Raw genomic sequence first — 11,507 nt, forward strand, 5'->3', positions numbered from 1 at the left:
TAATAAAAATGAAGATATTATGAGCACAAAAGAAACAGAAAACCTTTGTGGTCTGAAAAGAGAGAATTTTCAGACCAACATCAACGGAAAAAATACAGACCTATACATTCTAAAAAACAGAAAAGGATTCGAAGTTGCAATCACTAATTACGGAGGTGCCGTAGTCGCTATAATGGTTCCAGATAAAAATGGAAAAGTAGCTAACGTTATTCAGGGACATGATAATATTCAAGAAGTAATAAACAGTCCAGAACCATTTCTATCTACACTTATTGGAAGATATGGAAACAGAATAGACAAAGGTCAATTTACTCTAAATGGAAAAGAATATCAATTAGCCATTAACAATGGCCCCAATACACTACACGGTGGACCTACCGGATATCACGCTAGAGTATGGGATGCCAGAAAGATGGGGCCACGCTCTTTAGCTCTGCATTATGTGTCTCCATATGGAGAAGAAGGATTTTCAGGAGAACTCAGAATAACAGTTGAATACACGTTTACGGATGAAAATGAACTTGTTCTTGAGTATCTTGCCTGTACAAATAAGAAAACAGTTATGAATCTTACTCACCATGGTTTTTTTAGTTTAGCAGGTATTGCAAACCCAACTCCAACTATTGACAACCTCATTTGCGAAATAAACGCTGATTTCTATATTCCTATTGATGAGACATCAATACCCACAGGAGAAATTAGACTTGTTAAAAACACACCTTTTGACTTCCGCAAACCCAAAACAGTAGGCCAGGATATCGATTCATCTGATGAACAAATCAAAAACGGTGCAGGGTACGACCATTGTTTCGTATTAAATAAAAAAGAAGAAGGAGAATTAAGCTATGCTGCACGCATTGAAGAACCAAACAGCGGTAGAACGATGGAAGTGTATACGACAGAACCTGGAGTACAAGTTTATACAGACAATTGGGCTGACGGATACAAAGGACAAAACGGAGCGACATTCCCACGTAGGAGTGCCATATGTTTTGAATGTCAACATTTTCCAGATAGTCCTAATAAGACTTATTTTCCTTCTGTAATTTTAAATCCTGGAGAACAATACAAACAAAAGACAATCTACAAATTTGGGGTAAAGAAATAACTAACCTGATTATTATCAATAACTAAAAATAAAATAACAACTATGACTCAAAATCAAAAACCGAACTACATGTTCGCGTTAATTGTCGTATTCATTGTATGTTTCCTTATAGGATTTATTACAACAATGAACAACTCTATGATTGCATTCTGTTCAGAAGCTTTCCACCTTACAGCTCAGCAAGGACAATATGTAAATTCGGCTTTCTATGGGGCTTACTTACTGTCTATTCCATTTGCTCTGCTGATGAGTAAAATCGGATATAAGAGTACCTTAATACTCGGTCTTGCTGTTTCTGGTATTGGATTCGTGGTAAACTCAATCGGCGTAAACGCTGCTATAGCTGCACATACAAATGTGTATGTTATATTTCTAGGGTCAATGTGCCTAGTAGCTATGGGTGTTGTTATGTTACAGAATGTAGCAAACCCGTATGTAATGGTTCTTGGAACTCCTGAAAAGGGTGCATTCAGAATGACTTTGAGTCAGGCTCTTAATTCTGTTGCTACAACAGTTGCACCTTTGTTTGTAACTTATGTCATTATCAATGGAAAGTTACCTTCCCCTAAATATGTTCCAGGTCCTTTCATGTATCTAGGTATATTCGCTATTGTAATTTGTTTGATATTAGTATTTTTAAAATTGCCAAAGATCGATGAAGGTAAACAGGCTGAAGAATCTGGTGAACATATAGAATACAAAAGTAGTGTATTCAAATATCCACACGTATGGTTAGGTGCACTTGGCATATTCATGTATCTCGGTATAGAAATCGGTGTACCGTCTATGTTACCATACCGTTTCCAGCTACTGAATCCTGGAATGAATTCTGCTGCACTTGCACAGCTAGCAACATCTTATCTCGCATTTTATTGGGGTGGTATGATGGTTGGTCGTTTTGTTGGCGCTGGAGTTCTGACAAAATTTGAGCCACGTAAGCTATTGACTTATTGTCTTTGTCTAGGAGCATTATGTATTCTTCTATCATTAGTCTTTGCCAGCAGTATTGTTGGTATCTGGTGTATGCTTGCTGCTGGATTGTTCCATTCAGTAATGTGGCCTCTAATATTTAATCTTGGTCTACAAGAACTTGGCCCTCATACTAAGGCTGCAACAGGTGTTATCAATACAGGAGTTATCGGAGCAGCTACATTGATGCCTCTTATGGGATGGATGGTAGACAAAACAGGTGTTATCATAGCAATGTGCATCATGTTTGTATATTATGCTTATATTATATGGTTCTGCAACATAGGTAGCAAGATTGGACTAAGTAAAAAATAAAAATAATTTCTAACTTAAAACTAACGTCTATGGATATAGAATTTGTAAGAAGTCGTTTCATCAAACATTTTGATGGCAAGACAGGTAGTATATATGCTGCTCCTGGTCGTATAAACCTGATTGGTGAGCATACTGATTATAACGGCGGTTTCGTTTTTCCTGGAGCAGTTGATAAAGGCATTATGTGCGAAATTCGTCCTAATGGTACAGATAAAGTAAATGCCTACTCTATTGATTTAAAAGATCGTGTAGAATTTGGAGTAAATGACCAAAGTGGACCGAAAGCCAGTTGGGCACGATACATATATGGTATCGTTCAGGAGATGAAAAAGAATGGAGTCGATGTAAAAGGTTTCAATACTGCATTTGCAGGTGATGTGCCTCTTGGTGCTGGAATGTCTTCATCTGCTGCTTTGGAAAGCTGCTTTGCTTATGCTATCAATGACCAATTTGGTGATAACAAAGTTTCAAAGTGGGATATGGTTCTTGCAGGACAAGCAACTGAACACAACTACTGTGGAGTAAACTGCGGTATAATGGATCAATTTGCTAGTGTTTTTGGACAAGAAGGAAAATTAATGCGCCTAGATTGCAGAAGCCGTGAATTTGAATATTTCCCATTTAAACCAAATGAATACAAACTTGTTTTAGTTGATTCTGTCGTAAAACATGAATTAGCTTCTTCTGCTTATAATGACCGCCGCAAAAGTTGTGAGAATGTTGTAGCTGCAATGCAGAAAAAGTTTACAGATAAAAAGATTGAAACGCTCCGCGATGCAGACTGGGATATGCTAGAAGCTGTTAAAAACGATGTAAGTGATGAAGATGCACTAAGAGCTAAATTTGTATTAGGCGAAAAAGATCGCGTATTAGCTGTTTGCGATGCACTTAATAAAGGTGACTACGAAACAGTAGGTAAAAATATGTATGAAACTCATTACGGACTAAGCAAAGAATATGAGGTATCTTGTAATGAGCTTGACTATCTGAATGATATAGCAAAAGAAACTGGCGTTACAGGTAGTCGCATCATGGGCGGTGGCTTTGGTGGTTGCACAATTAATCTTGTGAAAAATGAACTTTATGATAAATTCATTGCAAATGCTAAAGAAAAGTATACTGCAAAGTTTGGACATGCTCCTAAAGTTTATGATGTGATAATCAGTGATGGGGCACGCAAGGTTGAATAAATAAACATATCCGTATTAGATAAGGTTGCATTTATATAAAATGCAACCTTTTTTTTATCAATCATGTCGTATTTTATATTTTCTTGCTAAAAAGTGTAAAAAGAACACTTCTTTATTAAAATATTTCGTTTTTTTGATACAATAAAGAAAAATAAATTGTAATTTTACACCCCATAAGTATTTAGTAACGATAATCAAATCTAAAATCAATTTATATGAAAACAATGAAAAACGTCTTTCTGTTTGCAGGTATTGCCTTAACGGCACTCATATACTGCACGGAAAGCAAAGCTACTACCCCAACTAAATCTGGGCTTAACCCAATAGCATTCGAATCAACAATTAAAGGGAAAAAGACTCATTTGTTTATTCTTAAAAACAAAAGAGGTATGGAAGTATGCCTGACCAACTATGGTGGTCGTGTGGTTTCACTATCAGTGCCTGACAAAAATGGTAAACCTACTGATGTCGTTCTGGGATATGACAACATCTCACAATATGCAGATACAGCACGAACTCCGTCAGATTACGGTTCTTCTGTTGGCCGTTACGCTAACAGAATCAAGAATGCTACAATAAATGTAGAAGGCAAGACTTATAAATTGAGAGCTAACGACATGGTAAATTGCCTTCATGGTGGTGGAAATACAGGTTGGCTGAACAAAATATATGACGTAAAATCAAAGAATGATTCATCTGTTGTATTCGCAATTACAGCCAAAGACGGCGAAAATGGCTTCCCTGGAACAGTTAAAGCAACAGCTACATATACTGTAAAGAGCAATAACACACTTGATATTGTTTTCCAAGCTACAACAGACAAGGAAACTGTTATTAATATGACAAACCATTCATACTTTAACTTGAATGGAGACCCTTCAAAAGAAGGATTCAATCAGGTGATGTATGTAAATGCTGACAAGTTTACACCTAGCGATAGATTTTACATACCAACAGGTGAAATAAAAGATGTAGCTGGAACTCCAATGGATTTCCGCGAAGCAACTGCTATCGCAAATAAATACGACCCTTCTTACGACCAGATAAAGAATGCAACAGGTTATGATCATAACTGGTGTCTGAACACATTCAAAAATGGTAAGGGTGACGACAATACAGTCGCTGCAAGTTTGTATTCTCCTAAGACAGGCATATTCATGGAAGTATTTACCAATGAACCTGGTATACAAGTATATACCGGTAATTTCCAAGGTACTGGCATTAGCTGCAAACATGGTATTAAGTATCCAAAGCATGTGAGTGTATGTTTTGAAAGTCAGAAATATCCTGATTCTCCAACTAAGTTTGCTGCAAAGACAAAGGGATGGGAAATATCTAATCCATATCTTAAACCAGGAGAGAAATATTACAGCCACCTTGCTTACAAATTCTCTGTAAAGAAGTAATAAACTTAATCAAAACATATAAAACTATTAACAAAATGAATTGGAATGCACATGAATTCGTATGGCAAGACTGGACTATCCTAGCAGTTGGCTTCGTACTCATCGTATGGTACGTTTGGCGTACTTTAAAGAAAGATAAACAAAAAATGAAAGGTGCAGATAGTCAAGACTATCTGTTTGGCAAGGGAGAACCTTGGTATATTATCGGTGCAGCTATCTTTGCAGCGAATATCGGTTCAGAACATCTTGTTGGTCTAGCAGGTACAGGCGCCAAAGACGGTGTCGGAATGGCCCACTGGGAGATGCAAGGATGGATGATTTTGCTATTAGGTTGGCTTTTCGTACCTTTCTATCAGCTACTTAATAATAAAATGGGCAAGATTATAACCATGCCTGACTTCCTTAAATATAGATATACAAAAAGAACAGGTTCATGGTTAAGTATCATTACATTGATTGCCTATATACTAACCAAAGTAAGCGTAACAGCATTTACAGGTGGTATATTCTTTGAGTATCTGTTGGGACTACCTTTCTGGTATGGTGCACTAGGTCTTATTGCTATTACTGCGATATTCACTGTATTCGGTGGCATGAAGGGTGTAATGACAATGTCTGCAATCCAGACTCCTATACTAATTATCGGTTCATTCTTAGTTTTATTTCTAGGACTTTCAGCACTTGGTGACGGAAGCATAACTGCTGGTTGGTCTAACATGATGACATATTGCGGACATCTGCATAACGGATATGGAACTACTCACATGTTCCACTTGAAAACAGGTGATCCAATGTATCATGAATATCCAGGATTTGTCGTGTTTATCGGTGCTTCTATTATCGGTTTCTGGTATTGGTGTACCGACCAGCACATTGTTCAACGTGTACTTGGTCAGACTCGTGGAGAAGACAATGTTACTGTCATGAAGCGCGCACGTCGTGGAACTATCGCAGCAGGTTATTTTAAACTTCTTCCTGTATTTATGTTTCTTATCCCAGGTATGATTGCAATTGCACTTTCTAGTAAAACTGGTAGTGGAATCACAATGGATATAACAAACCAGCATGATACTGACGGAGCATTTGCAATGATGGTAAAGAACATTCTTCCTGTCGGCGTTAAGGGCTTTGTTACTATCGGTTTCGTTTGCGCACTTGTTACATCACTAGCTGCATTCTTCAACAGTTGCGCTACCCTATTTACAGAAGACTTCTACAAGCCAATGAAGAAAGGAATGAGCGAGTCTCATTATGTATTTGTTGGTCGTATCGCAACAGTTGTTGTCGTTATTCTCGGCCTACTTTGGCTTCCTGTAATGATGAACATGGGTAACCTATATAGCTATCTACAAGGAATCCAGTCATTACTTGCTCCTGCAATGGTTGCTGTATTCACATTAGGTATATTCTCTAAGAAAGTCACTCCTAAAGCAGGAGAATGGGGACTTATCGGTGGTTTCATCATTGGTATGCTCAGACTATTGACAAACGTTATAACAGATTCTGGAAATTCAGTAATGAATGGTTCATTCTGGAATTCAACAGCATGGTTCTGGCAGACAAACTGGCTTATTTTCGAGTGCTGGCTTCTGGTATTCATTATTGCACTTATGATTGTTGTATCAATCTTCACTCCTGCACCAAGCAAGGAACAAGTTGAAGCAATAACATTCTCAGGTGACTATAAGAAGCAAATAAAAGAAAGCTTCAATATATGGGATATTGTTGCAACTCTAGGAGTTGTAGCACTATGTGCAGCATTCTATATCTACTTCTGGTAAAAAACTAAAAAACAAGTAATGGTAGCATACTATAACGAATACTCCAAAGTCTATGTTTCTGTTGACTGTATTGTCTTCGGATTCGAAGAGGGCCACTTACGAATACTAATCGGTAAGCGTAAGATGGACCCGGGACGAGGTGAATGGTCCCTTTATGGTGGTTTTGTCGGAAACAACGAAAGCCTAAATGATGCAGCTAACCGGGTATTATATGATTTAACTGGAATGGAAGGCATCTATATGAAACAAGCTGGTGCATATGGAGAAGTAAACCGTGATCCAGGAGACCGTGTTATATCTGTGGCTTATTGGGCTTTGATAAATGTAAAAGACTACGATGAGCATCTTAGAGAACAATATGGACTGGAATGGGTAAACATAGATGAATTACCCCAATTATATTCAGACCATAACAGAATGGTAGAAAAGGCTTTAAGGATGATGCGCAAGCGCATTTCTACAGAGCCAATCAGTTTCAATTTATTGCCAGAATTATTCACTCTGACACAATTACAAAATGTATATGAAGCTGTATGCCATGAGGAAGTTGATAAACGCAACTTCAGAAAACGAATAAAGGATATGGATTTTATCGAGAAAACGGAAAAGATAGATAAAAAATCATCTAAGAGAGGTGCTGCCCTCTATCGTTTCAACGAAAAATCCTTTAGTGAGGATCCTAATTTTAAACTTTAAAAAAATGCTAGAAGAATTAAAAGAAAAAGTTTTTAACGCTAATCTTGATCTGGTTAAACATAATCTGGTAATATTCACATGGGGAAACGTATCAGGCATAGACCGCGAAAAAGGATTGGTCGTTATTAAGCCTTCAGGCGTAAACTACGAAACAATGAAAGCTTCGGATATGGTAGTTGTAGATTTAAAAACCGGAAAAGTAGTAGAAGGTAATTTAAATCCATCATCAGATACTCCAACACATCTAGTTTTGTATAGAAAATTTCAAGAAATTGGAGGCATAGTACATACACACTCTACCTATGCTACAGCTTGGGCTCAAGCCGGTAAAGATATACCTAATATAGGTACTACACATGCAGATTATTTCCACGATGAAATTCCATGCACTAAAGATATGACAGAATCAGAGGTTAACGGAGATTATGAACTCGAAACCGGCAATGTCATAGTAAAAAGGTTTGAGAACATCAATTATGTTCACACACCTGGGGTATTAGTTAAAAATCATGGCCCTTTCTCATGGGGAAAGGATGCGGACAATGCAGTTTACAATGCAGTTGTAATGGAACAAGTTGCAAAGATGGCTTTCATTTCATTCTCTGTAAACCCTTCTACGACAATGAATCCCCTACTTGTAGAAAAACATTTTAATCGCAAACACGGTCCAAACGCATATTATGGACAAAATAAAAAACATTAATATAAATTACAATCTAAACAATAAAAAACTATGGTTAAAGCATTTGACAATTTTGAAGTATGGTTCGTAACAGGTGCACAACTCCTTTACGGAGGTGATGCTGTCGTACAGGTAGACGGACATTCTAAAGAGATGGTAGACGGATTGAACAACTCTGGTCGTCTTCCTATTAAAGTAGTCTATAAAGGTACTGCAAACAGTTCTAAAGAGGTTGCTGACATTATGTCTGCTGCTAACAATGATAATAGATGTGTAGGTGTAATAACATGGATGCATACATTTTCTCCTGCAAAGATGTGGATTCACGGCTTGCAGATTTTGAGGAAACCATTATTGCACCTACATACACAATATAACAAACAGATTCCATGGAAGACAATGGATATGGACTTCATGAACCTCAATCAAAGTGCACATGGAGACAGAGAATACGGTCACATCCTTTCTCGTCTACGTAAGCCACGCAAAACTGTTGTTGGCTATTGGCAAGATGAAAAGACACAAGATCACATTGCTGTATGGTCTAGAGTATGCGCAGCATGGGCTGATTCACAGGATATGCTTATTTTACGATTTGGTGACCAAATGAACAATGTTGCCGTAACAGACGGAGACAAAGTTGCTGCAGAACAAGTAATGGGCTATCATGTAGACTATATGCCGTTCAGCGATGTAATGGTATATTTCAATAATGTAAAAGATGTAGATGTAGACGCTCTAGTGGCAGTTTACTTCAAAGATTATGCACATGATAAAGTGCTTGAGGACAAGAGCACGGAAGCGTACAAGAAAATTTGGAACTCTGCTAAAGCAGAACTTACACTACGTGCCGTTTTAGAAGACAAAGGTGCAAAAGGTTTCACAACAAACTTTGATGACTTAGGTGACGCAAACGTTGAAGAGACTGGTAAAGGATTCGATCAGATTCCAGGACTTGCTTCACAGCGTTTGATGCATGATGGCTATGGATTTGGTGCTGAAGGTGACTGGAAGAGTGCTGCTCTTTACCGTACAACATGGTTTATGACCCAAGGCTTACCTGGTGGAAGTTCTTTCCTTGAGGATTATACTTTGAACTTTGATGGAGATAACACTTCTATATTAGAAGCTCATATGCTGGAAATCAATCCTGACATTGCAGAAGAAAAGCCACGTTTAGAGGTTCATTTCCTTGGTATAGGAATAAGAAAGAGCCAGACAGCTCGCCTCGTTTTCACTTCAAAACAAGGACATGGTATAGCAGCTACAGTTGTTGATATGGGAAACCGTTTCCGTCTAATTGCAAACGATGTAAATTGTATAAAGAGTAAACCTTTACCCAAATTACCTGTCGCATCTAATTTATGGATTCCAGAACCGACGTTCGAAGTGGGTGTAGGATGTTGGATTAACGCAGGTGGAACACATCACAGTTGTTTCTCTTATGATATTACAGATGAATATTGGCGCGATTATGCAGAAATTGCAGACATTGAATGCTGTATCATCAATAATAAGACTGATTATGAAGATTTCCGTAAAGAACTACGGTTCAACGAAGTCTATTACATGTTAAACAAAGCTCTTAGATAATAGTATATGGCAAAATATGTAATTGGTCTAGATTATGGTAGTGATTCTGCCCGGGCTCTAATTGTTAATGCTGAGACAGGAGAAACACTAGCAACCAGCGTAAAATATTATCCTCGATGGAAAAAAGGACTGTATTGCAATCCTAAAATAAACCAGTGGCGTCAGCATCCTAAAGATTATCTTGAAGTACTTGAAGCAACTGTAACAGAAGCTCTGTCAAAATGTGCTGCAGGTGTAGCAGAAAACGTTGTAGGTATAGCTTTTGATACAACGGGCTCCACTCCTGCATTCACTGATGAGACAGGAACTCCGCTAGCAATGCTTCCAGAATTCGCTGAAAACCCTAATGCAATGTTTGTCTTATGGAAAGATCATACAGCAATAAAAGAAGCTGAAGAGATAAACGAAAAGACAAAAAGTGCAAAAGAAAACTACATAAAGTACGAAGGCGGTATATATTCGGCCGAATGGTTTTGGGCTAAAGCCCTTCACGTGCTACGTGAAGACCCTGAAGTTGCTAATAAAGCCTACTCAATTGTTGAATATTGTGAATGGTTACCTGCTGTACTAACAGGTGTTTCCGCATCAAAAGATATCATACGCAGTCGTTGTGCATGTGGGCACAAAGCAATGTGGCATAAAGACTGGAACGGTCTCCCTCCTGAAGAATACCTAGAATCTTTAGATACAAAACTTAAAGGATTCCGTAGTCGGCTTTTTGATGAAACAGAGACTGCAGATAGACCGGTTGGTCATCTTTGTAAGGAATGGGCTGAACGTCTAGGGCTAAAGGAAAGCGTTGTGATAGCAGGTGGAGCATATGATTGTCACATGGGCGCAGTAGGTGCAGGTGTAACGCCTCATACATTAGTGCGTGTAATAGGAACATCCACTTGTGATGTGATGGTAGCATCATATGATGAAATAGGAAATAATTGTATAAAAGGTATCTGTGGTCAAGTAGATGGCAGTGTTATACCAGGTATGGTAGGCTTGGAAGCTGGTCAATCTAGCTTCGGAGATGTCTATGCAATGTTTCGTCGTGTTCTGGAATATCCAATACGCAACATATTGCCATCAATGTTCACAGACACCAATCACAGTAAAGAAGATATAAACAAAGCTGTAGAAGAAATTTGCGATAAGATTATAGTTACATTAACTAAGGATGCAGAGAACATACCAATAAGTGAAAGTACAATGCTGGCAACCGATTGGATAAATGGTCGCCGTTCTCCTGATGCGAATCAATTGCTTAAAGGTACAATTTCAGGTTTCACACTTGGAACAACAGCTCCACAAATTTTCCGCGCACTCGTAGAAGCTACTGCATTTGGCACAAAAGCTATTGTTGACCGTTTCGAAAATGAAGGTGTAAGAATTGACAATGTTATCGGCATCGGCGGCATTGCACTAAAATCGCCTTTTGTTATGCAAACTATGTGTGATGTAATAAACAAGCCCATAAAGGTTTGTAATACAGACCAAGCTTGTGCCCTTGGTGCGGCAATGTTTGCAGCAACAGCTGCAGGTATCTACAGTAAAGTGGAAGATGCAATTGCAGCTATGAATAGTGGTTTCAGCAAAGAATATGTACCTAACGCAAATAACGTTAAGTCCTATGCAGAAATATACAAGAAATATCTTAAACTTGGAGAGTTCACCGAAAAGGAACTTTACAAGTAAAAAAATAATTAGGGACGGATTATAATATTCGCCCCTAATTATTGCTTACCTGTTAAGACATTAGGGAAACCGTCTTAATAT

At 38.1% G+C, this 11,507-nt stretch carries 9 protein-coding genes; all 9 read left to right on the top strand.

Annotation, left to right across the window (positions count from 1 at the left end; translation table 11 throughout):
• Positions 1-19: 19 nt before the first annotated feature.
• The 9 genes from XYLOR_RS05110 to XYLOR_RS05150 all read left to right on the top strand — a co-directional run bounded on the left by XYLOR_RS05110 (position 20) and on the right by XYLOR_RS05150 (position 11,426).
• Positions 20-1,108: an aldose epimerase family protein gene (locus XYLOR_RS05110; protein ID WP_211242069.1), complete on the top strand. Its 1,089-nt coding sequence runs from the start codon at positions 20-22 to the stop codon at positions 1,106-1,108.
• A gap of 42 nt (positions 1,109-1,150) precedes the next feature.
• The gene (locus tag XYLOR_RS05115) at positions 1,151-2,392 is read left to right on the top strand and encodes an MFS transporter (protein ID WP_036877552.1); all 1,242 of its coding nucleotides are present in this window, start codon (positions 1,151-1,153) and stop codon (positions 2,390-2,392) included.
• A gap of 29 nt (positions 2,393-2,421) precedes the next feature.
• Positions 2,422-3,582, top strand: coding sequence for a galactokinase (galK, locus tag XYLOR_RS05120; RefSeq protein WP_036877554.1), 1,161 nt, complete (start codon positions 2,422-2,424; stop codon positions 3,580-3,582).
• Positions 3,583-3,797: 215 nt separating this feature from the next.
• Complete coding sequence (locus tag XYLOR_RS05125) at positions 3,798-4,988, top strand: aldose epimerase family protein (protein ID WP_084608524.1); 1,191 nt, start codon at positions 3,798-3,800, stop codon at positions 4,986-4,988.
• Positions 4,989-5,023: 35 nt separating this feature from the next.
• The gene (locus tag XYLOR_RS05130) at positions 5,024-6,769 is read left to right on the top strand and encodes a sodium:solute symporter (RefSeq protein WP_036877560.1); all 1,746 of its coding nucleotides are present in this window, start codon (positions 5,024-5,026) and stop codon (positions 6,767-6,769) included.
• 18 nt (positions 6,770-6,787) lie between these two features.
• Positions 6,788-7,465: an NUDIX hydrolase gene (locus XYLOR_RS05135; RefSeq protein ID WP_036877562.1), complete on the top strand. Its 678-nt coding sequence runs from the start codon at positions 6,788-6,790 to the stop codon at positions 7,463-7,465.
• 4 nt (positions 7,466-7,469) lie between these two features.
• Positions 7,470-8,168, top strand: a complete 699-nt coding sequence (locus XYLOR_RS05140) for an L-ribulose-5-phosphate 4-epimerase (protein ID WP_036877564.1) — start codon at positions 7,470-7,472, stop codon at positions 8,166-8,168.
• A 30-nt stretch (positions 8,169-8,198) separates the two neighbouring features.
• Entirely contained in the window at positions 8,199-9,740 is a 1,542-nt protein-coding gene (gene araA / locus XYLOR_RS05145) for an L-arabinose isomerase (protein WP_036877566.1), read from the top strand.
• Between the two features lie 6 nt (positions 9,741-9,746).
• Positions 9,747-11,426 (top strand): ribulokinase, encoded by a 1,680-nt coding sequence (locus tag XYLOR_RS05150; protein ID WP_036877568.1) that lies wholly within the window; start codon positions 9,747-9,749, stop codon positions 11,424-11,426.
• Positions 11,427-11,507 lie beyond the last annotated feature (81 nt).

This window comes from Xylanibacter oryzae DSM 17970 (genome assembly GCF_000585355.1).
GTDB classification, from domain to species: domain Bacteria; phylum Bacteroidota; class Bacteroidia; order Bacteroidales; family Bacteroidaceae; genus Prevotella; species Prevotella oryzae.